This is a genomic window from Bacteroides caecigallinarum, assembly GCF_021530995.1.
GTDB classification, from domain to species: domain Bacteria; phylum Bacteroidota; class Bacteroidia; order Bacteroidales; family Bacteroidaceae; genus Phocaeicola; species Phocaeicola faecigallinarum.
Map to the genome: position 1 here is coordinate 1 of NZ_JADYTF010000043.1, position 26,098 is coordinate 26,098.

18 protein-coding genes are annotated in these 26,098 nt (G+C 41.5%); 10 read left to right on the forward strand and 8 right to left on the reverse strand.

What is annotated here, in order from left to right:
• The first annotated feature begins 10 nt into the window (after positions 1–10).
• Genes I6E24_RS07595 through I6E24_RS07610 form a run of 4 tightly spaced genes read left to right on the forward strand, consistent with a single transcriptional unit; the run spans position 11 to position 6,356 of the window.
• The gene (locus tag I6E24_RS07595; RefSeq protein ID WP_235327565.1) at positions 11–1,207 is read left to right on the forward strand and encodes a hypothetical protein; all 1,197 of its coding nucleotides are present in this window, start codon (positions 11–13) and stop codon (positions 1,205–1,207) included.
• Positions 1,208–1,262: 55 nt separating this feature from the next.
• The gene (locus I6E24_RS07600) at positions 1,263–1,814 is read left to right on the forward strand and encodes a condensin complex protein MksE (RefSeq protein WP_235327567.1); all 552 of its coding nucleotides are present in this window, start codon (positions 1,263–1,265) and stop codon (positions 1,812–1,814) included.
• Entirely contained in the window at positions 1,798–5,460 is a 3,663-nt protein-coding gene (locus I6E24_RS07605) for an ATP-binding protein (RefSeq protein ID WP_235327569.1), read from the forward strand. The genes I6E24_RS07600 and I6E24_RS07605 overlap by 17 nt, the downstream gene beginning before the upstream one ends.
• A 17-nt stretch (positions 5,461–5,477) precedes the next feature.
• The gene (locus I6E24_RS07610) at positions 5,478–6,356 is read left to right on the forward strand and encodes a DUF7281 domain-containing protein (RefSeq protein ID WP_235327570.1); all 879 of its coding nucleotides are present in this window, start codon (positions 5,478–5,480) and stop codon (positions 6,354–6,356) included.
• A 1-nt stretch (position 6,357) separates the two neighbouring features.
• On the opposite strand, the gene I6E24_RS07615 is transcribed toward I6E24_RS07610, so the two are convergent.
• Entirely contained in the window at positions 6,358–6,858 is a 501-nt protein-coding gene (locus tag I6E24_RS07615) for a hypothetical protein (RefSeq protein ID WP_154042863.1), read from the reverse strand.
• 660 nt (positions 6,859–7,518) lie between these two features.
• Here I6E24_RS07615 and ilvD point away from each other — a divergent pair.
• The 6 genes from ilvD to I6E24_RS07645 all read left to right on the forward strand — a co-directional run bounded on the left by ilvD (position 7,519) and on the right by I6E24_RS07645 (position 14,153).
• The gene (ilvD, locus tag I6E24_RS07620) at positions 7,519–9,321 is read left to right on the forward strand and encodes a dihydroxy-acid dehydratase (RefSeq protein ID WP_235327572.1); all 1,803 of its coding nucleotides are present in this window, start codon (positions 7,519–7,521) and stop codon (positions 9,319–9,321) included.
• Positions 9,322–9,334: 13 nt separating this feature from the next.
• Positions 9,335–11,035 (forward strand): biosynthetic-type acetolactate synthase large subunit, encoded by a 1,701-nt coding sequence (ilvB, locus tag I6E24_RS07625; protein WP_235327574.1) that lies wholly within the window; start codon positions 9,335–9,337, stop codon positions 11,033–11,035.
• Between the two features lie 18 nt (positions 11,036–11,053).
• Positions 11,054–11,605 (forward strand): acetolactate synthase small subunit, encoded by a 552-nt coding sequence (ilvN, locus tag I6E24_RS07630; RefSeq protein ID WP_154042860.1) that lies wholly within the window; start codon positions 11,054–11,056, stop codon positions 11,603–11,605.
• A gap of 13 nt (positions 11,606–11,618) precedes the next feature.
• Positions 11,619–12,362: an acyl-[acyl-carrier-protein] thioesterase gene (locus tag I6E24_RS07635; RefSeq protein WP_235327575.1), complete on the forward strand. Its 744-nt coding sequence runs from the start codon at positions 11,619–11,621 to the stop codon at positions 12,360–12,362.
• A gap of 56 nt (positions 12,363–12,418) precedes the next feature.
• Positions 12,419–13,462 carry a ketol-acid reductoisomerase gene (gene ilvC, locus I6E24_RS07640; RefSeq protein WP_154042858.1) on the forward strand — a complete coding sequence of 348 codons (1,044 nt, stop codon included), beginning with the start codon at positions 12,419–12,421 and terminating at the stop codon, positions 13,460–13,462.
• 166 nt (positions 13,463–13,628) lie between these two features.
• Complete coding sequence (locus tag I6E24_RS07645; protein WP_235327577.1) at positions 13,629–14,153, forward strand: nitroreductase family protein; 525 nt, start codon at positions 13,629–13,631, stop codon at positions 14,151–14,153.
• Positions 14,154–14,239: 86 nt separating this feature from the next.
• Here I6E24_RS07645 and I6E24_RS07650 read toward each other — a convergent pair whose 3' ends face one another.
• The 7 genes from I6E24_RS07650 to I6E24_RS07680 form a co-directional block, all read right to left on the reverse strand.
• The gene (locus tag I6E24_RS07650; RefSeq protein WP_235327579.1) at positions 14,240–14,680 is read right to left on the reverse strand and encodes a hypothetical protein; all 441 of its coding nucleotides are present in this window, start codon (positions 14,678–14,680) and stop codon (positions 14,240–14,242) included.
• Between the two features lie 265 nt (positions 14,681–14,945).
• Positions 14,946–17,819, reverse strand: coding sequence for a PD-(D/E)XK nuclease family protein (locus I6E24_RS07655; protein ID WP_235327581.1), 2,874 nt, complete (start codon positions 17,817–17,819; stop codon positions 14,946–14,948).
• Between the two features lie 18 nt (positions 17,820–17,837).
• Positions 17,838–21,086: a UvrD-helicase domain-containing protein gene (locus I6E24_RS07660; protein WP_235327582.1), complete on the reverse strand. Its 3,249-nt coding sequence runs from the start codon at positions 21,084–21,086 to the stop codon at positions 17,838–17,840.
• Between the two features lie 12 nt (positions 21,087–21,098).
• Entirely contained in the window at positions 21,099–22,238 is a 1,140-nt protein-coding gene (locus tag I6E24_RS07665) for a serine hydrolase domain-containing protein (protein WP_235327584.1), read from the reverse strand.
• A gap of 272 nt (positions 22,239–22,510) precedes the next feature.
• Positions 22,511–23,152 carry a leucyl/phenylalanyl-tRNA--protein transferase gene (gene aat / locus I6E24_RS07670; RefSeq protein ID WP_235327586.1) on the reverse strand — a complete coding sequence of 214 codons (642 nt, stop codon included), beginning with the start codon at positions 23,150–23,152 and terminating at the stop codon, positions 22,511–22,513.
• A 6-nt stretch (positions 23,153–23,158) separates the two neighbouring features.
• The gene (locus I6E24_RS07675; protein ID WP_235327588.1) at positions 23,159–25,378 is read right to left on the reverse strand and encodes an AAA family ATPase; all 2,220 of its coding nucleotides are present in this window, start codon (positions 25,376–25,378) and stop codon (positions 23,159–23,161) included.
• 17 nt (positions 25,379–25,395) lie between these two features.
• Positions 25,396–25,710 carry an ATP-dependent Clp protease adaptor ClpS gene (locus tag I6E24_RS07680; protein ID WP_235327590.1) on the reverse strand — a complete coding sequence of 105 codons (315 nt, stop codon included), beginning with the start codon at positions 25,708–25,710 and terminating at the stop codon, positions 25,396–25,398.
• Positions 25,711–26,098 lie beyond the last annotated feature (388 nt).

A 26,098-nucleotide genomic window follows, 5' to 3' on the forward strand; every position in this document is an offset into this window, starting at 1 on the left:
CACTTGAACTATGAATACCTTTAAATCTATTGATGAGCTTTTGCGTGTACTTGAAAGAGAGAAACTTCTGCTGAAACAGATGTTTCAGAAAAGAGCTTCAACTTCCTTGAAATATGATTATGCACTCGAACTCACTGAATATAAAGAAGAAAGAATTAAATATCTTATTGACTACGGAATAATAAGAGATAGCGGGAATTTTCTTGAAATGGAGGATGTATATCTTAAATTCTTCGAGGATGTTTTACAGGTCAATGAGAATATAAATGTTTCGTTTGTAAATGATTATTTGGGACGTCTGAATGAGAATATCGATTATTATCTTAAAGAAGATAATGAGCAGCGGAAATATAATTATCACAAAGAGGTAAGACGGTGTCTGAAAAATATTGCAATGATAACAGTGCGTAATGTAATAGACTTGAAACGCAACATTGACAATACTTACAAGAATGAACCAAACTATCGTGTAAAGCTCTCAAAATTGAATAATCTTGATGAAAAACGCAGGAACATAGCACTCCTCATCAATAGGAGTGAAGATATAATAGACAACGCTCAGCCTGTTTTTTTCAGAGTTGCCATGGACACTCAAATGCGTATAGCGGTGAATGACGTGAAACTTCAACTTAATGATTCTTATCATAATCTCATTGAGATAGAGAAGCAGATTATTCATTACCTGAATCTTATAGCTTATCAGAACAGGATATTCGAGAAAGTCCGCCGTTTGAAATACCTCCGTGACCAGTTCCTTTTAGACGAAAAAACTGATATACGTCAGGTTGTCAGTATGAGAAATCCTCTGTGGATGGAGCCTCAGACCAATTACAGGATAAAACTTTCGGTAGATAATCTGCGTACTTCTGTAGTGGCATTGGAGATAATAAGAAAAATCATATCAAAAAGGAAGAACCTGACTAAAGGTCCGAAGAATATAGCCGATGCTATACCTCAGGAATATATGAAAACAGAAGGTGAAGTTCTTGACCAGATAAACTTACAGGAAATTTATAATGCTTTCTCGGCATCAAGCAGTCATCTGTTTAAGTTTGTAATGAATTACAATTATCATAAAGAGCTTAGCGCTGAAGAGAGAATCTTGTTTTTCTGCCAGATAGCATCGCAGTATGCCGATGGACTGAATTTCACCGACAAGTATGAAACAAGTCATGACGTGGAATATCCTCTGATATATTCCAAATGACTCCAAACAATTACCGATAGTTCCCAATAATTTCATAATCATAATCAGAATAATCATGAAATATACCGAAGAAATATTCAATATATTGAGTAAGGGCGGATTTATTTCTGCAAACAGCGTTTCTCCTGCTATAAAGCGGTATTATGATGCCATAGAAGAGGATTTGACCGATTATTACGAATATTATAAAGGCATTGGTTTTTATCTCGAAGGTGGTGACGGATATTATATGTTCACCCGACAGGAGGCGAAAGTTGATCTTGAGCGAAAACTTGAAGCAGTTATGAAGTGGATTGACTACCTAAGTTTCCTTAAAACGTATGATGCTACATTCGGTCCCGGGTTTAAGTTCCGACCGGCAGACATAGAAGTTCAGATAAGTTGCCAGATTGAGCTGAAGGATAAGGCTTCCAAACTGTTTCAGGATAAGAAGAAATATAATGAGGTTGTGGAGAAACTTGTTTCGGAACTTGAAAAGGCAGGAATGATAGAGCTCGAGAACGAACATGATAACACTTATAAAGTATTAACGGCATTTCACTATATGGAGGATTTGGTGGACTGCATAACAATATCGGAGGAAATGAACGATGAGATATCTCAATAAGGTAATATTTCTGAACAGCGCACATGTACCGTATGGCGAAGTCAATTTGGATGGCAATGTGCATTTTATTGGTACCCAGGGAGTAGGTAAAAGTACTCTTTTGCGTGCTGTCCTGTTTTTCTATAATGCAGACAAACTCAGATTGGGCATACCGAAAGAAAAGAAGAATTTTGATTCTTTCTATCTCCCTTTTGCCAACTCGTATATAGTTTATGAAGTAATGCGCGAAAACGGTGCCTATACCGTAGTTGTAACGAAGTCGATGGGTAGGGCTGCCTTCCGCTTTATTGATGCACCATACAGTAAGGAGTGGTTTGTTGACGGCAAAAATGAGGTTTCTGCCGACTGGAGTGTGATTCGTACAAGAGTGTCGGAATCGGGTGCAAGCGTGTCGTCGCTGGTTACAGGCTATGATATGTTTCGTGATATAATATTCGGCAACAACAGAAAACCGGATTTGCTTCAGTTCCGTAAGTATGCCATTGTAGAGAGCTCGCGATACCAGAATATACCGCGTACAATTCAGAATGTATTCCTTAACTCGAAGCTTGATGCCGATTTTATAAAGGATACCATCATACAGTCAATGGATGATAATGAGTTTGTTGTCGACCTGAGTTATTATCGGAACCAGATAGAGACTTTCGAGCAGGAATATTCCGACGTAATGCTGTGGATAAAACAGGATAGAAATGGAGTGGTACCTGTCAGGAAACAGGCTGATACAGTAATAAAGAATTACAGAATGCTTCTGTATGCTGAAAAGCGGATTAAAGACGATAGACAGCACCTCAATTATTCTGAAAGGGTGTCACGCTTGAGGCTCCCTGAGCTGGAGGAACAGCTTCTGCAAATTAAAGAGGAAGCCGAACGGTTTACACGTTTGCTTGGAGAAGAAAAAGATAAGTTTGACAGAGAGCGTGACAAGCTTGTAAAGTTAAGCGGTATTATAGAGTCTGACCTTAAGAAGATAAGGGAAAAACGAAAATATTATGAACAGGAACATATTGACGAGGTTATATCAAGAGTAAATAGGGAACCTGCACTGAAATATGAACTGGAGTCTCTGAATAAGGTGTATAATGAACTCACGAGTACGTATCGGGATGTAATAAGCAAATACTCTTTGATGGAACAGAGCATTGATACCGATCTTGCAAGATTTGAGAATGAAATCAACAAAAGGGTATTAAGCCTTGAAAACGAACTTGGTAAAAGTATTGCAGAATTGACAAAGAAAAGCAACAGTCAGGCTGAAGAAATACGCTCTGTTTATGAAGAGAAACTTAAAACACTTGCCGACAGCAAGGAGCAGCTGCTGGAAGAAATATCCAACCTGAAACAACAGAAAACAAGGGTTGAGTGTACTGTTCATTTCAAGGATGAGATAAGTGACTGTGAGGAACGGTTGAGAAACATATCTTCCGAAGAAAAGGATACCGCCGTGAAAGCTGACCGTCTGAAACTGGAGTGCGACCGCCTAAGACAGAAGTCAGAAGCGGAAACTATGATAGTTGAAAAAGAGTATGATACGAAAATAGATGAGGCTCTACGCTGCAGGAAACAGTTGGACGCAGAAATGGAATCATTGAATGTGCTGATAAACAGCAGCAAAGGCTCTTTTTGCGAATGGCTCGACAGGAACAGGCCAGGATGGCAGGAAAATATAGGTAAGATTGCAGATGAACAACTTATACTCTACAATCAGAATCTTTCTCCTGAACTCTCAACCGATGAGGGAGGCTCTTTATATGGTGTAAAAATTAATTTGGCTGAAGTGCAGCGTGAATTACGTTCACCGGAACAGCTTAAAGCTGAGTTTAAGGCCAAATCTTCCGAAAGAGATGAATATACTAGAAAAATAAGCCTTCTGAATGAAGAAAAAACGAAGCGTACTGAAGAGATAAAGAATAAGTACAGAAAGCAGATTTCAGCAATATCGGGCGAAAGGCAGGTTCTTGAAATTCTGTTACAGCAATATCCTCTTCAGATTAAGAATATTAAGGCGGAACAGGCTTCGTGGGAACGCAAAGAATCGGAGTGGAAAAGAAACAGGCTGGATGAGATAGAAACACTTATTGGAGGCAAGGAGAAGGAAAGGCAAAAATGTTGCAATAATGAAGATCTTTTGAAACAGGAGAGAGAAAAGCGGGTTCTTCAGATTAATGAAGAGCTGAGAAAGGCGGAAAAGAAAGAACGCAGTGCTGTTGAAGCAGAGATACAGACAGTACAAAATGAACTGTCCGACCGGCGTACAGATGCGGATAACAGAAAAAAAGAACTTCACAAGTCGCAGAACGAGGAGTTGAACGGTAAGGGAGCTGATACATCGGCTATAAATTCCTATAAAGCAAAAATTGATGCTATAAAGTCTGAGTTGGATTATATATCGCAAAAACAGTCGTTGGTGTGGAATTATGAGAAAGACAAGAGAGAACTGTTTGACCGTGAGCCGGAATTGCGCGACAACAAGAAGAACAATGAGATGCATCTGGACGAGCTTGAAGAAAAATACGCGTTGCGGAAAAACAAACTCACCGCTCAGTATGAAACTGTAAAAAACAGTATAAACGAAAAGTCGGCCGAACGTGATGCCATTAAGAACGATCTTTGCGTTCTTGAGAATTTCCGCAAAGATGAAGGATTCTGTCCTCCGGAGTCGTACACTCCCGAAGAACTTCCTACCAATAAACCTTGTGGTAAGATAGTGGAAGAGCTGAAAAGTCAGATTGTTTCTTTTGGCAAGGATACTGAGAATTTCAAAAAATCAGTAAATCTGTTTAACAGTAACTTTACTGCAAGAAATACTTTCAGTTTTCCTCAGTCATTGTCGTGTGATTCAGATTACATGGATTTCGCATCCAATTTATGCGAGTTTGTGGAAAACAATAAGATCACAGAATATCAGAACCGCATAAGTGAAAGGTACGTAAACATAATAAGACGCATATCAAAGGAAACAGGAGAACTTACCCAAAGCGAAAGTCTTATTAATAAGACTATTAAAGATATTAATGACGATTTCATCAAGCGTAATTTTGCAGGAGTTATCCGCAGTATCGAACTCAGAGCTTTGCAGAGTAACGACAAACTTATGCAGCTTCTTATAGAAATAAAGAATTTCAATGATGGGAACACCTTCAACATGGGTGAAATGGACCTGTTCTCACAGGATTCGCGCGAGAACGTGAATCTCAAGGCTGTAAAATATCTTAATTCATTCAGCAAACTGCTCAAGGATGAGCCTTCCAGGAAGAGTCTTGTCGTTTCTGATACCTTTAATCTGGAGTTCCGTATTATCGAAAATGATAATGACACAGGCTGGGTTGAGAAAATAGCGAATGTTGGTTCCGACGGCACAGACATACTGGTTAAAGCTATGGTAAACATCATGCTTATCAATGTCTTCAAGGAAAAAGTCTCAAGGAAATTCGGAGATTTCAAGGTGCATTGTATGATGGATGAAATAGGTAAGCTGCATCCCAATAATGTGAAAGGCATACTTGAATTTGCAAATTGCCGCAACATATTACTTATCAACAGTTCGCCTACCACCTATAATGTTGAGGATTATAAATATACTTATCTGTTAAGCAAAGACGCGAAAAGCAATACAAGGGTAGTGCCATTGCTTACACGAAAATAAGAATACCTTGTAATAATATGGAAATAAATAAAAAACGATTTACAATATCTGTCGCGAGAAAATTGCTTTATATGCTTGAAGGAAAAACTCTTCCTTCAAGCTCGCTTCCTCGATGGATAGTTGATGAATTAAGGATAGAGGGGCTTATTACCGGAATAACTAATGGCAGCAGAGTTTCCTATCGCCTTACAGATCCTGTGGCATTCGGTAGATATGTTTCAGATAATTATACATCCGGCACTTCTCTTGAAAGATGGATTGAAATCTTTTCCGGCGAGAACGAAGACTTGCAGCGCAGTATGCTTGTACATGAAACCGGCGATTCCAAGACAGTAAAGCTTCGAACTTTCAGAGGTTTTCTTGTGAACTGTTACGAACCTGTTCATGCAAGAATAGGGAATAGTGAGTTTGTTATATCCCCTCCGGAAGGAAGTGCTGTTTTCATACAAAAGCCGGATGAATTTTATATACCGTCAGACGTGACAGTAGTGGGAGTGGAGAATGGTGAGAACTTCCGTCATATACGGAGTCAGAAGCATCTGTTTGGAGATAATAAAGTTCTGTTCGTTTCCAGATACCCCCAGTCGGCAGATTTAAGGGAATGGCTTATTAAAATTCCTAATAGATATATACATTTTGGAGATTTTGATCTGGCAGGTATATGTATATATCAGTCAGAGTTTTATAAATTTTTGGGCGACAGAGCAAGTTTCCTTATTCCCGAAGATGTAGAAGAAAGGTTGAAATCCGGGAATAAGGGACTGTATGATGCCCAATATCTTAGATATAAAAATCTGAAGATTATAGATTCACGTTTGAACGGGTTGGTTGAAATGATTCATCATTATGGTAGGGTGTATGAACAGGAAGGATACATTGAAAAATGTACATATTAAATTAACCGTTAAAGTCATAAAGTCCCTTCTTCCATCCCTCAAAAGGACACTTATCTTTTATTTCGTTATACAACTTGCAATTAAAAGAGAATAACTTATCAGCTTCATCCAAGACTTTTTTATCACCAATAAAATCTAAAAGATTAAAGTCCGGTTCTGTATCTATCGTGAATGATATAGCACCAATATTGTCTTCATCCGGGAACGAAATAAAGGTATAAGGAGTTTCTCCGGTAAAAAGATTACATACGGTCGGGCAATGTTTTTCTAACATCTGAAGCAGACGTCCTGGATTTTCATGATTATTCAGACGATTAAAGAAAGTTCCCCAGCAACATGTAAGACTAAGTTGGTTGATTCCGATTGGAACCAGGCATACAACACCATATAATCCCTTGTTTACCTTTAGAATCAATTCTATATGATTCTGACGAACTGCATAAGTATAAGAATACCCTTTCAAAAAGGTTGCACCAGCTTTTTTATCAACGAAATTACGCATATTGAAATTCTACTATATTAACATTTACTTTGCCTGTTGTAAGTAATAATCAAAAATGTACCAGATAATAATTTAAGAATTAAGTATCAGTGTGACAAAGGTATATAAAAAACTTCATTTTTATGTGCTGGTGTAATAATAAAAAGAAGATTTTTTATTTTTCTTAATCAAAGAAACCGTAACACGTTCGTGTTCCGCGCGCGTCACGTTCGTGTTACGCTTGTTACACGTTCGTGTTCCACGCGTTACACGTACGTGCAACGCTTTCTGAGACAGCCTGTTTTGACAAATTATTATGCTTTTATTACCTTTTTCAGGCGCTTGTCATGTTTCCCGAAGTCAAATGTTATGTAATAATATGTAGCAAAAAAGCCCTTTTCTCTGATAAATGATATTTTTCTTCAAAAAAAACTATCATTTTATTTGTTTATATCAAAAAAGCCTTTACCTTTGCAATCGTAATAACAAAAATAACAGAAAAAGTATGAAAGCAACTAACATTATCATTAACCTGGCAGTCCTGCATATTATTCGCGTCGTGGTCCTGGAACCAAGAGGTGAGGAAGGTTCATGTATGTAGTTGCATATATATGATATTGATGAAAGCCTTTCTCACATGTGTATGAGAAAGGCTTTTTGATTAAATGAGGAGAGATAAAAATGAAAAATGAGTTACGCAGTTCGATGAGTACACAAGGCCGACGTATGGCCGGTGCAAGAGCATTATGGGTGGCAAATGGAATGAAAAAGGAAATGATGGGCAAACCTATCATAGCTATTGTGAATTCATTTACACAGTTCGTTCCGGGACACACACATTTGCATGAGATAGGTCAGCAGGTGAAAGAGGAAATAGAGAAGTTAGGATGTTTTGCCGCTGAGTTCAACACTATCGCGATAGACGACGGTATAGCAATGGGACATGACGGAATGCTCTATTCGCTGCCATCAAGAGATATCATTGCCGACAGTGTGGAATATATGGTGAACGCTCATAAGGCTGATGCTATGGTCTGCATTTCAAACTGCGACAAGATCACTCCGGGTATGCTTATGGCTTCCATGCGACTGAATATTCCTACAGTGTTCGTGTCAGGCGGTCCGATGGAAGCTGGAGAGTGGGGCGGTCAGCATCTTGACTTGATTGATGCGATGATTAAGTCGGCCGACCCGACAGTGAGCGACGAGGATGTGGACCAGATAGAAAGACATGCATGTCCGGGGTGCGGATGCTGCTCGGGTATGTTTACTGCAAACTCAATGAACTGTCTGAACGAGGCTATCGGTCTGGCTCTTCCTGGCAACGGAACGATAGTGGCGACTCACGAAAACCGCAAGCAGTTGTTCAAGGATGCTGCGGCTCTCATCGTAAAAAATGCTTATAAATATTATCAGGACGGCGATGAAAGCGTATTGCCGAGAAGCATCGCTACACGTCAGGCTTTCCTTAATGCGATGACACTTGATATCGCTATGGGCGGTTCAACAAACACCGTTCTTCACCTTCTCGCTATAGCGCACGAGGCAGAAGTGGATTTCACAATGGACGATATCGACATGTTGTCACGCCGTGTACCTTGTCTTTGTAAGGTCGCTCCTAACACTCAGAAATATCACATTCAGGATGTAAACAGAGCGGGAGGTATCATGAATATCCTGGCGCAGCTGAACAAGGGCGGTCTGCTCGATACATCAGTTTCGCGTGTTGACGGTATGACATTGGCAGAGGCTATTGCAAAATATGATATTTCAGCTGAAAATGTTGATGCTGAAGCAAAAAGAATATATACAAGCGCTCCGGGCGGAAAGTTCTCTATCAAACTTGGCTCGCAGGGCAATTATTATAAGGAACTTGATACAGATCGTGCCATAGGATGTATCCGCGATTTGGAACATGCCTACAGCAAGGACGGCGGACTGGCAGTGCTGAAAGGTAATATCGCACAGGACGGCTGTGTGGTGAAGACTGCCGGTGTGGACGAAAGCATCTGGAAGTTCTCGGGACCTGCAAAGGTGTTCGATTCTCAGGAATCGGCTTGCGAGGGTATCCTCGGCGGAAAGGTTGTAAGCGGCGATGTGGTGGTCATCACTCACGAAGGCCCTAAGGGTGGACCGGGTATGCAGGAGATGCTTTATCCTACATCGTATATCAAATCAAAACATCTCGGTAAGGAATGTGCGCTGATTACCGACGGACGTTTCAGTGGCGGTACATCGGGATTGAGTATCGGACATATATCTCCTGAAGCGGCTGCCGGAGGAAATATCGGAAAGATTGTTGACGGTGATATCATCGAAATAGATATACCGAACCGCAGTATCAATGTGAAACTTTCAGATGAAGAACTTGCCGCACGTCCGATGACTCCTGTCACTCGCGACCGCAAGGTGTCTAAGGCACTCAAGGCTTACGCAAGCATGGTAAGTTCGGCTGATAAGGGTGGAGTAAGAATTGTTGACTAAAAAATACATACGTATGAAAGAGAAAATAACAGGTGGTGAAGCATTGATGCGCTCGCTTGAGCATCAGGGAGTAAAGACTATCTTCGGTTATCCGGGAGGTGCGATAATGCCTGTGTTCGATGCTTTATATGATCATAGAGATAAACTTAACCATATATTGGTTCGTCACGAACAGGGTGCGGCACATGCAGCCCAGGGATACGCAAGAGTATCGGGCGATGTGGGTGTATGCCTGGTGACAAGCGGTCCGGGAGCTACAAATACCATAACCGGTGTGGCAGATGCCATGATAGACAGCACGCCTATCGTAGTGATAGCAGGACAGGTAGGTGCGGGACTTCTCGGTACCGACGCTTTCCAGGAGGTAGACTTGGTTGGTGTTACCCAGCCAATCTCAAAATGGAGCTATCAGATACGCCGTGCAGAGGATGTGGCTTGGGCTGTGGCAAGAGCTTTCTATATTGCACGTTCAGGCCGTCCGGGACCAGTGGTACTTGACTTTGCAAAGAACGCACAGGTTGAAATGACGGACTATGAACCGGTGGATGTTGATTTCATCCGCAGTTACGATCCTGATCCTGAAACGGACCCTAAGGCTTTGGCTGAGGCTGTGAGACTTATCAATGAATCGGAAAAACCGTTGGTACTTGTAGGTCAGGGTGTAGAATTGGGAAATGCCCAGGAAGAGCTTCTGAAGTTTGTAGAGAAAGCTGATATACCTTGCGGATGCACATTGTTGGGACTCTCGGCTATGCCTACCGAACATCCGCTGAACAAGGGTATGCTGGGAATGCACGGAAATCTCGGTCCTAATGTAAAGACCAACGAATGCGATGTACTGATAGCTGTAGGTATGCGTTTCGACGACCGTGTGACAGGAAAACTTGAAACATACGCCAAGCAGGCAAAGGTAATACATCTTGACGTTGATCCATCGGAGATTGGCAAGAACGTACCTGTACATGTTCCGGTGCTTGGTAACTGTAAACGTACTTTAGGTCTGCTTACCGAACTTATCCAGCCTAACAAGCACACTGCTTGGATAGACAGTTTCAGCCAGTATGAACAGCAGGAATTCGAAAAGGTTATCAAACGCGAAGTATATCCGGAAAATGGCCCGATAAATATGGGTGAAGTGGTAAATGCAGTGAGCGAGGCTACCAACCATGAGGCGGTACTGGTAACAGACGTAGGTCAGAATCAGATGATGTCATGCCGATACTTCAAGTTTACGAAGAACAGAAGTGTAGTAACATCAGGCGGTATGGGAACTATGGGATTCTGTATCCCGGCTGCAATAGGAGCCACATTCGGTAGTCCGGAACGTACGGTATGTGCTATAATGGGTGATGGTGGTCTTCAGATGACAATGCAGGAACTTGGTACTATCATGGAACAGAAAGCTCCGGTAAAGATGATTCTGATGAACAATAACTATCTTGGAAATGTACGTCAGTGGCAGGCGATGTTCTTCAACAGAAGATATTCGTTCACTCCGATGATGAATCCTGACTATATGCAGATAGCATCGGCGTATGGCATTCCTTCGCGTAGGGTAATCGAACGCGAGGAACTTAAAGACGGAATAAAGGAAATGCTCGCTACAGACGGTCCATTCCTTCTTGAAGTATGTGTGGTGGAAGAAGGTAATGTATTGCCGATGACTCCTCCGGGAAGCTCGGTCAACTATATGATGATGGATTTGGATTGCTAACGAGTAGGAGGGTTAAACATGGAAAATAAGACATTATATACTATCATAGTTCATTCGGAAAACATAGCCGGTTTGCTTAATCAGGTGACTGCCGTTTTTACACGCCGACAGATTAACATCGAAAGCCTTAACGTGTCGGCTTCTTCTATAGCTGGGGTACATAAGTATACCATTACCTGTTGGACTACAGCTGATATAGTGGAAAAAGTAGTTCGTCAGATAGAAAAGAAGATGGATGTCATTCAGGCACACTACTTTACAGACAAGGAAATCTTCCAGCGTGAGGTGGCTATGTATAAGGTTTCTACACCTGAGTTTCAGAACAATCCTGAGGCATCGAAGGTAGTCAGAAGATTTAATGCACATATTGTTGAAGTAAATCCGGTGTTCTCTATAATAGAGATGGTTGGTATGAGCGATGAGATTACATTCCTGTACGAGGATTTGAAAAGGCTTAATTGCGTTCTTCAGTTTGTACGTTCTGGAAGAATTGCTGTATCTACCAGTTGTTTTGAGCGTGTGAACGAGTATCTTGCTCACCGTGAGGAAAGATATAAAAAAGGACTTTAAAACATTTCTTGTTATGGGAGAAGAAAATAAAGTTGGCACATATAACTTTGTCGCAGAACCATTTCATGTTGACTTTACAGGAAAGTTGACGATGGGAGTTTTGGGTAATCATCTGCTTAACTGTGCCGGTTTTCATGCCACAGAACGTGGCTTCGGCATTGCCGAACTGAATGAAAGCCATTTTACGTGGGTGCTATCCCGTCTGGCTATAGAGATGGAAGAATTCCCAATGCAGTATGAGAAATTCAGTGTACAGACATGGGTGGAGAATGTTTACCGCCTGTTTACCGACCGAAATTTCTCTATTCTCGACAAGGATGGCAAACCTATCGGTTATGCGCGTTCAATATGGGCGATGATAGATCTCAAAACACGTAAGCCGGCCGATTTGCTGACACTGCACGGTGGCAGTATCGTTGACTACATATGCCAGAAGGAATGTCCAATCGACAAGCCTGGAAGAATAAAGGTCGCGTCTGTAGAGCCTGTAGGTGAATATGTGGCAAAATATAGCGATATAGACTGCAACGGACATGTGAACAGTATAAAATACATAGAGCATATACTTGACTTGTTTCATATGGATGTCTTCCGCGAAAAAATGATACATCGTTTTGAGATGGCGTATGTTGCGGAAAGTTATTTCGGCGATAAACTGACCTTCTATCGTGAACAGATTTCGGATAATGAGTACGACATAGAAGTCAAGAAGAACGATAGTGAGGTGGTAGTAAGAAGTAAAGTTATATTCAGGTAATTACAATATAAATTGAGATTAGAATATTTAGTTGAACTTAATAATTTATTAAAAACATGGCACAATTAAATTTTGGCGGTGTGATGGAAAATGTAATCACACGCGATGAATTTCCATTGGAAAAAGCACGTGAAATCTTGAAAGACGAAACAATTGCAGTTATAGGATATGGAGTACAGGGACCAGGTCAGTCATTGAACCTTCGCGACAACGGATTCAATGTCATCGTAGGTCAGCGTCCTGGCAAAACATACGAAAAAGCTATCGCTGACGGATGGGTACCGGGAGAAACATTGTTCGGTATCGAAGAGGCTTGCCAGAAGGCTACTATCGTAATGTGTCTTTTGTCTGATGCTGCTGTAATGTCTGTATGGCCTAAAATCAAACAATATCTTACTCCTGGTAAGGCTTTGTATTTCTCACATGGTTTCGCTATTACTTGGAACGACCGTACAGGTGTGGTTCCTCCTGCTGACATCGATGTTATCATGGTTGCTCCTAAAGGATCAGGTACTTCATTGCGTACAATGTTCCTCGAAGGCCGCGGCTTGAACTCATCATACGCTATTTATCAGGATGTAACAGGTAAGGCATTCGACAGAACTATCGCTCTTGGTATCGGTATCGGTTCAGGATATTTGTTCGAAACTACATTCCAGCGTGAAGCTACTTCTGACCTTACAGGTGAACGTGGTTCATTGATGGGTGCTATTCAGGGATTGCTTCTTGCACAGTACGAAGTATTGCGTGAAAACGGACATACTCCTTCTGAAGCATTCAACGAAACTGTAGAAGAGCTTACTCAGTCATTGATGCCATTGTTCGCTAAGAACGGTATGGACTGGATGTACGCTAACTGTTCTACAACTGCACAGCGTGGTGCTCTTGACTGGATGGGCCCGTTCCACGATGCTATCAAACCTGTAGTTCAGAAATTGTATCAGAGTGTTAAGAGCGGTAACGAAGCTCAGATTTCTATCGACTCTAACTCTAAGCCAGATTATCGCGAAAAACTGGAAGCTGAATTGAAGGCTTTGCGTGAAAGCGAAATGTGGCAGACAGCTGTTACAGTACGTAAACTTCGTCCTGAAAACAACTAATAAATAATTAAGAGAATTTTTCTTCCCTCTTTTTGGCGATTTCATATTGTCGAAGAGAGGGATTTTTTTTGTATGTAGCTTCAGAAAATTTTCTTTGAAAGGTATAATATGTCGTGCTTTTGACTAATTTTGTTGACGATGATATAACATAAAAAAATATACAGATATGAATAACGAATTTTTGGAGATTATAAAGACTCGTCGCAGTTGCCGTCAGTATAAGGCAGAGCAGATTACTGACGAAGAATTGAAAGCAGTGTTGGAAGCCGGTACATACGCGCCTACATCAAGAGGCATGCAGTCGCCATATATCGTTGCAGTGCAGAATGAAGAACTACGCAAGAAACTGGCAGAAATGAATGCACGTGTAATGGGAGTTACTTCCAATCCGTATTATGATGCGCCGACATACGTTCTGGTATTTACTCCGGCTGATGCCAATAACCCTATACAGGACGGAAGCTGCGTATTGGAAAACATGATGCTTGCCGCTCATGCAATAGGACTTGCAAGTTGTTGGATTCACAGGGAAAGAGAAATGTTCTCTACTGATGAAGGAAAGAAACTGATGGAAAGTTTCGGATTGCCTGAAGGACTGGTTGGTATTGGTGCTTTGTCATTGGGTTATCCTGCAAAAGAAGCAGATACTCCAAAGCCTCGTAAGGTTGATTATTATAGGGTGATAAAATGACATACTATTAGGATATAGAAAAAGCCATGTACAGGATTATGCTTATTTCCTGTACATGGCTTTTCTATAATAGTGTAATTATTTTTTTATAATAAATCGGCCATTTCACCACCTTTTTTTGCACTATATTTTCCTTCAGGATCAGTGTATGAAGTAAATTCAGCTTTTACATAGTCACTAGTCTTTGTGAATTCAATTTTACCAATTTCTTCTCCTTTGCTGTTTTTTACAACATCCGATGGAATATTTGTAAACGTTCCGTTCCATTCTACAGACTGAAGGTTAAGTCTTGAATTTGCAGCTCCCCAATCTTCATATCTACAATAAAAGCTATAACCGGAACCACTTTTGCTGATTCTTATTAATATATCTCCGGTTTCTTCAGATCCGCCAATATATTCACCTGCAATGTCATCTTCTGTTACTTCTTCACTGCTACAACTAGCCAGACCAGCAATCATAGCCACACACAACATAAAATAAAAGGCTTTTTTCTTGATTGATTCTACTAATGGATTTGTTTTCATAAGATCTATGTTTTTAACTGTTATTGTAATACAAATATAAGTAATATATATGAACAAAAAAAGAGACTGCCGGGGAAAATTGCAGTCTCTTGTTCTTTAGGGACAAACTCTTTTGTCTCTCTGACTTACTTGCTTTCACAAGCTTGAAGTCAGGATATATAAATCTATTACTATGAAAAACATGCGAATATAACCATATTCCGTGATATATGCATTATAAAAGCTCGGAAAACTGCCTTAAATTAACAGTAATTATATCAAAATGTTATTTCTTACACAAATCTTTATAATCACAGTACTGGCATTTGTCTTCAACTTCAGTTTGACAGAAACTTATCTCAGGGTTGAAAATCTCCTCTAAAAGAATGTTAAGATTCTCACGGAATTCATTTTCATGTTTGCTGAAGTCATCTATGTTTTCTCTTTTTCGGGCTTCTCCCATCTGAACCACCGGTGAGTAGTTTTCCGATGCTGCCTTATGTATATAGAGCAGGGAAGGAGCAACTTTTAACGGATTGTTTTTTTCTCTCAGTTTCTTGCAGACGATTGACGCGTACATAAATGTCTGGAAGATGTAGTTTGATCTTTTCTTGTCCTGAATGAACAGTGACTGTACGTCTGGGGGGCACTGTGCATCACCGCCTGTCTTATAATCCACTATACGCAGTGTGTTGTCTTTCGTGTCCATTCGGTCTATTATACCGCCAATTCTTGATTTGATTACACCTTTCGGAGTATTTATATCAATATCTTCTTCCACAAACTGTTCTGAAGCAGTGAATGTGAACGGAGCATATCTCAGGTCATTTTTTAACAGCTGTTTTATGTATCTCAGAATGACTGCAGAGTTTATGAGCTGCAATCCGTTGTATTCCGGACGTTCGGTCAGGGGTATATTGAAGAACAGTTCCTTGAAACCATTGTCAACATATTCCTGAAGTTTTACATCGTTTTGCAAAAGCTTTTCAATAGAGTTACAATCTATTACTTTACTGTGTGCAGTAAGGTCTTTGTAGATATGTTCGGCGGCGTAATGGAATATACTTCCGAATTTGGCTGAATCTATCTCTGCACTTACTTCGTCAGGTGCGGTCAGCAATGCTACGTATTTGTAATAGAATTTCAGATTGCAGTCTATATATGTATTGAGTGCAGAAGGTGACAGAAGGGCCTTTTTATTTACTCTAATATCAAAATTGCTCTGCATTCGTTTCATTATCTCCGGAGTCTTCTTGATTTCAATCTTTTCAGTGCCCTGTGGCGATTGGGCGGCTTCTAGCCTTTCACGCTTGATGTCGAATCCCCATTCGATGAGGAACTGGAGCATGAAGCGTGACATCTCTCCTCGATTTATTCCGTCGCTTGAAGTGTTGAAAAGAAGGGTTACCTTTTCAGCTCTTTGCAGCAGTCTGTAGAAGTAATAAGCAAAAACGGCTATCTTATGGTCTATAGTAGTCATGCCGAATGCCTTTCTAATATTGTATGGGATAAACGAGGCATCGCTTCCACTTTTAGGCAGTTGTCCTTCGTTTACGGAAAGCATTACTATGTTTCTGAAGTCCAGATTTCGTGTTTCGAGTACTCCCATCACCTGCATACCTATTGCCGGCTCACCGTGGAACGGAATGTTGGCCGACTGTATGATGCGTGAGAGTAGGCGCTTGAATGTACTTTGGTTCACGTCAAGGTCGCCTTCATCAATCAGAGAACTGAATCGGTTAACCATAGTGTATGCTTTGAACAGTGCTTCGCGATACAGCTGGTCAAGGGCTGTATCCATAGTGGCCGATTTCTTCTGATATACGGCTGCTACCTGTTTCAGTACGGTGGAAATCATCCGGCAGATAGCATGGTTGCTGTTGCACGGTGTGAATATTATTTCCGTAGTTTCGTCCTTTTTCAGTTCCGAAGGGAGAGGGTAGAAACGGTTGTCGTGGATAAGGGATTTCTCCAACTTCTCTGCTTCCTCGCTCAGGAGTTGAGTGTATGGATGTTTAAGCACACTCAAAACTTCGGCAAAAAGGAATCTGCCGTTTGACGGATTGTAGCCTGAGGTGTGAAGCTCAACAAGTGAGTTGATAAAGCTGCACGCAGGAGTCTGCGACAATGGAAATCCCATCGTAATATTGATATGACGTATATTTTCTGGCAGAGAATGCAGTACCGGCTGTAGTAAAGATTCGTTACATAATACTACAGCTGTTTCTTTCTCTTCCTCCGTAAGATTTGTTCTTATCCATTGCGGAAGATACCTTGCCTGACCGTTTTCTGTAGGCGATTCAATATATGTAATATCTTTTGGGGAGTTCAGATTGTTGAATACAGATGGTGGAAGTTCCGATGGGAAATCCCTTAGGTTGCGCTTTATGAATTCGCCTGCCTCGTGAGGATGCTTGTTGAGATAGAAATTGTCGTAATCCCAATAGAACATAGCCTTTCCAGCCTTATTCAGTTTGCTGAACAGAGTATGTTCCACCTTATTCAGCACGTTGAATCCTACGAAGACATATCTGTCGTAAGGGAGTTTGTCAATATCCATAGACTCCGTTACTTCCCTGTACATCATACCTTCGTAAGCTATACCCTGTTCGCTGAGTACGGCTCTGAATTCAGTATATATTTCTCCCAATACGTCCCAGATGTTGATGAATCGCTGTTTCAGTTCGGTAACCTTGTCGATGGAGAAATTCTTGAAGAACTGGCTTAATGCTTCCTTCTGTCCTTCTTCCAGAAATTCGTACCCGTTGTCGCTAAGTTCGTTCAGGTCCTTGATATTGCGGAACATGGCTTCAGTGTCCACCATATTCTTGTCCGCATCGTCAAAGTCACTTATAAGAAGTTCACCCCAAAAGTAGAAATCATCAAGCGATTCCTTGCTGCCTGTTATATTGACAAACACTTTATAGAGTTCGCATACAAGTTTTACGGGATCACCAATCTGAAGGTCTGATACCTTGCGGAACAGTTCGCCTATACTTATGTATGCCGGCGACCATATCGGTCTGTCTGTTTCCGATGCCAGATATTCGTTGAAGAATAGGCCGGCTCTCTTGTTAGGGAAGACAATGGCCGTACGGGCAAAGTCGCCGTTTGTCTTCGTATATAAATCGTGAGCTACAAGCTTTAGAAAAGTTTCCATTTCTTTTTAAATAAATCGTTACACATTCTCCAGTTCGCCGGAGTAAACATACCATATATAGCCTTTAATGCCGGTATATCCCATTTCCGATAGCAGGGACATATACTCCCTGACTTGTGTGGAGTATTCCGGCTTTTTCTTTCCGAACTTGAAATCTACCACCACTACCTCATCATCTTTCATCATCACTCGGTCCGGTCGTCTGGTCTGCATCTTCCCTTGCTCGTCATTATAGATTATTGAACATTCGTTATACAATGTCCATTCTCCACTATACCAGTCCTTCACTTCATCAAGGTTTAATGCTTTTTCTGCTATCTCATATATCTCTTGGGCTTTCTCTGCCGATTCTATTACACCTTCAAACAGAAGTCTTTCTATGGCGGCAATCAAATCTTCCTTCGTATCGATAGATGCAAAAAGAGTATGTAGCAGCTGTCCCTGTCTGATATATTGCGAACGAAGATTTTCTTCCTCATCCTCATCGCCTCTGATGAAATCGGCAGAACGGTTGGACTGCTTGAAGTCAATCTCCGTTTCAAGTGATTCAATCTTTATGTTTACAGCCTCAGGAATGGCTACAAGTCTGTTAGTTGAATCAGATTTCTTCTTCTCACTGCTTATGCAGATTTCTCCGTATTCATATACGATAGGTTCGTCGTTTTCTTCCTTATCCTCTTCGTATTCTTCATTAAGTTCAGGCATGTTGCATGTCATTTTTATTTCTTTCATGCAGTCTATTGATTCTCTTAGCAGTTTTGATACGGTATCTTTCTGCTCGTCCTTGCACCACACTATCAGGTTCTTGCATGCTCGGGTGAATGCCACATACAGCAGGTTCAGATTATCCACCCACAGTTGCAGACGTTCTTCCCTATAGCTGTCGCTGAAATAAGATTCTGCCATGGCTGATGAATAGTTCACAGGAGTGAGGTCAAGCTCGCAGAAAGGTTCCTTGTCGGCATCCGCTTCGTTTATCCTGCACCACAACATGTGGTTGAAAGTTTCATTCTCCATCTTCCAGTCGCAGAATGGTAGTAACACTGTGTGATATTCCAAACCTTTCGATTTGTGGATTGAAAGGATTCTGATACCGGATATTTCACCGGACGGGATAGTCTTTGCATAAAGAGTATCGTTCCAGTATGTCAGGAATGAGGTCAGTTCCGAAGAGTTGTTCTGCATATATTCAGTCACTGCATCATAGAAGGCACATAGATAGGCATCCTGCTCTTCTATCATATCCATGCGGAAAATCACGAACAGTTTCTCAAGAAGCTCATACAACGGCATAAGACTCATCTCCGGCAGCATAAGGCGGAACTCAGCAGGAAGATAATCCTCAACGCTATTTAGGAGCACAGTATTATAGTCAACGTCTTTTTTGAGGATTTCCTTCTGATAAGCTACAGCCAGCCTTGCACAGGCTATTCTGTCCGTAGGTTCGGATATATACCTTAGTCCGTCGATGAGCATACATACTGCAAGCGAAGCGTCAAGCCGGAAAGCCTCGTCCGAAACAACGCGGTATGGAGTATTCTTGTCGAAGTAATCGGCTATGGCAGGTATGCTTTTGTTCTTTCTTACCAGGATGGCAATGTCGTTCACTCTGACACCTTTCTTGACCAGTGAGTCTACTTCTCCAGCCAGCAGTTCCATAGTGGTATCGGTGTATGGATGTTCCTCGCTGTTTTTCAGGAAAGAGAGCTTGATGTATCCTTCCTTGGTATTCTTGGATGTTTTCTGGCGGACATCGCTGTACGCGTCAAGCAGTTGTGTACAGTCTTCGCCCTCATCAGCCTTGTATCTTTCGTTCAGAACCTTACAGGCAGATGTAAATATATCATTGTTGAATGCTATGATGTTAGCCTCACTTCGCCAGTTTGTATCCAGCGTTTTCGAGTTCAGGCGGAAACTTCTGTCCTTGTCCAGTCCGGCAAGAATCTTCCAGTCGCCGTTTCTCCAACGGTAGATACTCTGCTTTATGTCGCCCACAATCATACTTCCTTCTTTCTGTGCAAGGCTCTCTTCAAGCAGAAGATGGAAGTTCTCCCATTGCATACGCGATGTGTCCTGAAACTCGTCTATCATCACGGTGTCTATTGTAGTACCTATTTTCTCATATACGAAAGAGGCGTCACCTTCTCTGATGATACTGTGGAGCAGCGCGTTGGTATCCGAAAGCAGAAAACGGTTATGACTAAGGTTCTGTTCCCTTACCTCGCTGTCTATACGCATGAGCAATTGCAGATTGTTGAGATATCGGAGCGACATGTCGCACGAGTTCAGCACCTTGTTGCTTGACATTCTTGTGCTCTCCGCATCATTAAGTACTTGTATCAGTACCTGGTCTGCAAGTGATATAATAGTACTTTTATATGGAGAGGTCTTTGTTGTCCAGTTTTCCGCACCTTCCAGGCATTTCTCAACAGTGGTATTTCTTACGTCATCGCTCAGTTTTCCCGAAGCAATTTTATTGAAATAGCTTGCTATGCCTCTGGCACCGTTCTTTAAATCAGTAGGGTTTAGTCCGTTTGCTTTCAGAATCTCCTGGAAATGTTCGTTGAATCCTTTCATAGTGTCAAGTATGGATTCACGTTTCTCCTGGAGTTTTTTTCTGTATTGCGGGATAAACTTGGAGTCCTTAAGTTTTTCGCGTAAAGCTACGCCTTTTTCTATGTAAGCCTCGTCGAAAATATTGCGTCCGAAACTTTTAATTTCGGAAGATACATTCCATCTTTTGTCGTCTGCTATTCTTTCTTCTATATATTCAAGCAGCCAGTAGAGTGTGGGAGACATGCGGTCCAGTTTCTCAATCATACTGTCCACTGCATCACTTAATACATCGGTATTGTTCAGCTCGATTGTCATATTTGCGCCAAGTTCAAGCTCGCGTGCAAGATTTCTCATAACCGACTGGAAGAACGAGTCGATAGTCTCTATTCTGAAACGGCTGTAGTCGTGGATTATATTCTTTAGTGCAGTGTCAGCTGCTTTTCTTATTTCGTCAACACTTTTATCGGAAGTCTTCATTATCTCTTTCAGATAACCGTCCGACGATTTCAGCGAAGTGGCGATACCGTACAGCTGACTCAGGATTCTTTCTTTCATTTCCGTAGTAGCCTTGTTGGTGAAGGTAACTGCCAGAATACGTCTGTACGAGTAGGGGTCTTCTATCAGTTGTCTGATATATTGCACAGCCAGGGTAAAAGTCTTTCCCGAGCCTGCCGAAGCCTTATATACTAATAATCTTGGGTCCTGTTCCATATAGAGTGGTTATTATTGTAAAATTTTTTCAGCTATTTCCATATATCTTATTATGTCCGTAGTGAGTTCCCTGACATATTCTTTCGAGCGTTTATGCCCAAGGCGCACCACTATGGCGTTCTTCGAAGGTATGGCTATGATATATTGTCCCAGCATACCTCTGAAGTACGGACATTTCTCTCCTTTATAGTCCATAATCCATGTCTGGAAGCCGTAATACGAAAGCGGGTCCTTGCCCCACTGGTCTTTCAGATATGATGCCGGTGTCATGACCTCTTCTATGTATTCCTTGCTGACCAGTTGCCTTCCGTTCCAGTTGCCTTTGTTCAGCATCAGACGTCCGAATCTTGCGGCATCCCTTGCCGTGGTGTGGAAACAGCAGAACGATTTCTCGTCGCCGTCCTTTTTGTCGAGAAGCCAGAAAGCATCCTGTCCTGCCATCATCGGCTGCCAGAGCTTCTTCTCTGCATATTGGCTGATGGTTTCGCCTGTTGCCGCTTCAAGTACAAATGACAGCAGTTGTGTCTCACCGCTTCTGTATGAATACTGTACTCCCGGAGTATCTACTATATCAAGGCTCATGATTAGTTCGTAGAGGTCGTTGCCGTAATATCCGTGCGTGGTTACAGAGAAAAGAGAAGCGTAAGCCTCGTCCCAGTCCATTCCGGCACTCATTGTAAGAAGGTTTCTGATAGTGATATCCTTTTGCCTTCCACGGTTATATTCAGGGATATATTTCACTACCTTATCGTCCACACTTTCTATTTTGCCATCGTCTATTGCTATACCCACAAGAAGCCCCACAATACTCTTAGTGGCAGAAAACAGGTTTGAAGTCAGGGTATCGTTCCACCCACCACGATAAGTCTCGTACAGAATACTGTCATTTTTTATTACTAAAAATGACACCGTTTTCATATCGTCTATGTATGCCGAATCATCCTTTGAGAAATGGAAAGAATTGTAATCCTCCGAGACAGCCCATTCCCAGCAGGAATCGGGCGCATGAACAGTGGCATGTTCGAAAATACCGAGGTCGTCAATAGTGGGAAACCAGTGTATCAGCGCCTTTTTGACATAGAAAGGCAGGCACATATACGCTATAATTATGGCAACCGGTATCGTTATGAGAACTTTTTTTCCTGTTTTCATAATTTTTTTTGTTTTATGATTGAACAAAAGCTATACTTCCTCTGTTATATATATTGAAAGTTATACAAAAGCTTAATATTCTTGTTTGGTTTTATGTTGGAGTTATGTTTTTAATTCCTCATTAATTAAAAGTCCGTCAGTGTTTGTGAAAATACTGACGGATTTTCTTTTTATGGTTTTGCATTAACTTTAAATGGCGTTTAAACGGTGTTTAAATACTGTTTAAATGCTATTAAACTCCATGATGTTTGTAGCTCTTAGCAAAATTATATCTATTCCTGCGAAATAATATTCATATACTCCTCATACGATATGTACCTTCCACCCATAGACTTCAGGTGTGGAGTCTCGAACTGGCAGTCTATCATCAGTCCACCTCTTTCTTCAAGGAACCATGCCAGATGAATAAGGGCAAGTTTTGAGGCACTTGGAACGAGCGAGAACATACTCTCACCGAAAAAGCATTTACCTAATGCCACACCATAAAGTCCGCCTACAAGCCTGTCATTCTCCCATACCTCAACACTGGCGGCGAACTGCTGTTCGTGCAGTCTGATATACGCTTCCGTCATTTCCGGACCAAGCCATGCACCTTCCTCATCTTCGCGCAACTTTCCGCAGTGGCGTATCACATCTTCAAAAGCTTCGTTAATGCTTATTCTGTATTTGTCTTTGTTTATCAGTGTACGCATGGAGTGCGACACGTGTATCTCTGAAGGGAAGATAACGAATCTCTGCATCGGACACCACCATTCTATAACCTGTCTCTTGAAGGCATACCACGGGAATATTCCGTAAGAGTATGCCAGCAGCAGTCTGTCGATTGACAAATCACCGCCTATGGCAAGCAGCCCGTCCGGCTCTCCCAAATGAGGGTCCGGAAAGGCCAGTCTTTTACTCAACTTGAATACCATGCCTTATCACTTTTTCAGGGTTATGGCAGGAATATTATTCTCTATGCCGACAAGAGCATGCCCACCGTTCTTCAGCTTGCCGAAAAGCATTTCTTTGACGAACAGCGGTTTCAGGTGATGACCTATAACTCTGTCCATTTCGCGTGCGCCGTATTCCTTGGTAATACTTTTCTTCAGCAACCATTCCTTGGCATCAGCTCCTATTTCTATAGTCACCTTATTAGCCTCAAGTTTTACGCTGAATTCCCTCAGTTTCTTTTCGAGGATGAGCTGAGCCATGTTACTGTCCATATCGTTGAACACCACAGTGGCAGAGAGTCTGTTCAGGAACTCCGGCTTGAATGTCTTCTTAACCTGTTTCAGCATGGAATCTCCTGCTGTGGCCTGTCCCTTGAACCCAATCGAAGCCTGATGTGCATATTGCGCTCCCGCATTCGATGTCATAATCAGAATCAGATGACGGCAGTCTGATTTGCGTCCCTTGTTGTCAGTAAGCACGGCATAGTCCATCACCTGAAGCAGTATGTTGAATATGTCCGGATGAGCTTTCTCTATCTCGTCAAGCAGCAGAACGCAGTTCGGAGTCTTGCGTATGGCATCTGTCAGAAGTCCGCCTTCCTCATAACCCACATATCCCGCAGGCGAGCCTATAAGTTTCGCCACAGTATGTTTCTCCGAATATTCACTCATGTCGAAACGTACCAGACCTATACCAAGTTCAGCTGCAAGAACCTTTGCAATCTCAGTCTTACCCACACCGGTAGGACCCACAAACAGCAGGCTTGCTATAGGCTTGTTGTCGTCGTTCAGTCCGGCTTTCGACATCATCACAGCTTCCGTCACCTGAGTGATTGCCTGATCCTGTCCGTAGATAAGTGCCTTCATCTTTTCCGGCAGGTGTTCAAGCTCGGTATTGTCTTCCTTTGCAGTGATGGATTCTATCTTGCACATTCTTGCAAGGATGTCCGAAATAAGCTCTTTTGTAACGATATTTTTATCTTTCCCGTCGTTGTGAATCTCCCTGTACGCACCTGCCTCGTCTATCAGGTCGATAGCCTTGTCCGGCAGGAACTTGTCTTTGATATATTTATCACTCATGCTGACCGCATATTCAATCACTCCCTTTCGGTACTTCACATTGTGGAAAGTTTCGTATCCCTTTATAAGTCCCTTTATAATCTTGACTGTATCGTCGATGCTTGGTTCGAGAATATCTATCTGCTGGAAACGTCTTACCATTCCCTTGCTTCCTGCAAAGTATTTGTTGTACTCCTCGTAAGTGGTTGAGCCAATGAATTTTATGTTTCCTCCTTCAAGGTATGGTTTAAGCATGTTCGAAGCGTCAAGCGAGCCGTCGCTGGTCCTCCCAGCACCGATAAGATTGTGGATTTCATCGATGTAGATGATGGCTTTGCCCTCTTTTTCGGCTCCCAGCATAATACCTTTCAGCCTTTTCTCGAATTCACCACGGTACTGTGTTCCTGCTATGATACCGCCAAGGTCGAGCTCATATATGCGATAACCTTGAAGTTTTTCAGGGACGTTACCTTTCTCTATTCTTTCTGCAAGACCATAAATGAGAGAAGTCTTTCCCACACCCGATTCGCCTATATGCAAAGGATTGTTCTTCTCCTTTCGGCACAGAACGCGGATAGTCTTTTCAAGTTCTTCTTCTCTTCCTATAAGAGGGTTGTGGCTTTCCAGATTATCGTTTATGCAGGTTACGAAGTTCTTCCAGGTCTCGTTCTTCTCGTATCCGTGTTCATGATCGTCGTCATCGTAGTCGTAGCTGTATTCGTCAATAAGCATACTTGTGAACTCAGCCACATCATCCTTAAGAGTATTTTTAAGGATATATGCTGCCCACGAATCTGTTAGTTCCAGCATACCTTGTACCAGGTGTGGAACGTCTATTTCATTGGCACCGGAGAAAGAGACTATCATGTGAGCCTTTATGAAAATCTCTGCCATCTGTGTAGAATTTTCTGGTTCGTATTGTGTACCTTCAGGCAGAACCTCAAATTTTGTGTTTAGAACTTCCTTTATGTTTTTCTCCAGCTTGTTTATGTTACAAGCCATGTCTTCAAGTGCGTAAATGAATTCATCCTGCTGAATAAGTGCATAAAGAAGATGTTCGGGAGTCACAAATTCATGCCTCCTGAACTTGGCTTCCGTATGTGCAACTTCAAGTGCTTTATTTACGTGTTTAGTATATTTCAAGTCCATAATTTCTGTTGTGAATATTAAGCCTGCTTGTCCTCAGGCAGTACTGTAAGTTTTAGTGGAAATCCTTCCTCTCGTGCCATGTCTGTAGCTTTTCTCACCTTAGACAGTGCTATGTCATAGCTGTAAATGCCTACAACTGCTGAACCGCTTTTGTGTACACTCATCATCAGTGTTTCGGCTTCGGTTTCCGATTTGAAAAATACTGTAGTCAGAACTTTTACCACGAAGTCCATGGTTGTGAAGTCATCGTTATAGATAACTACTTTATAACGTCTCGGCTCTTTCAGGCTGACACGTCCTTTTTCCTTAATATTAGTCTGTTGCTTTCCCATAACGAGAACAAAAATAGTGAAAAATTATGTATTTCTCAAGTTTGCAATCTTCAAAAATGATGGGATAAAACCGAGATTATATAAAGGACTTCATAATCTTTGAAGCTTTAAAAAAAAACGTGGGCAAATTTGAGTTTAAACTTGCCCACGTTTTGATTCAAATTTGCCCACGTTTTTTTGAAATGTAGGACAGACGTGAAAATTGGTAAGAAATATGTTAAAAACGGACATTTATTTATTGAAATAAGTTAGCTAATCTGGTTTACTGCCTAATATTATAATGTATTAATTGTAACTTAAAAAATAATTTGTCACGAAAAGTGATTATTTTTGAAAAAAAAACGAGTTTTACGTTTTGATTTGATTTTTTAATTACTAATTTTGGGGG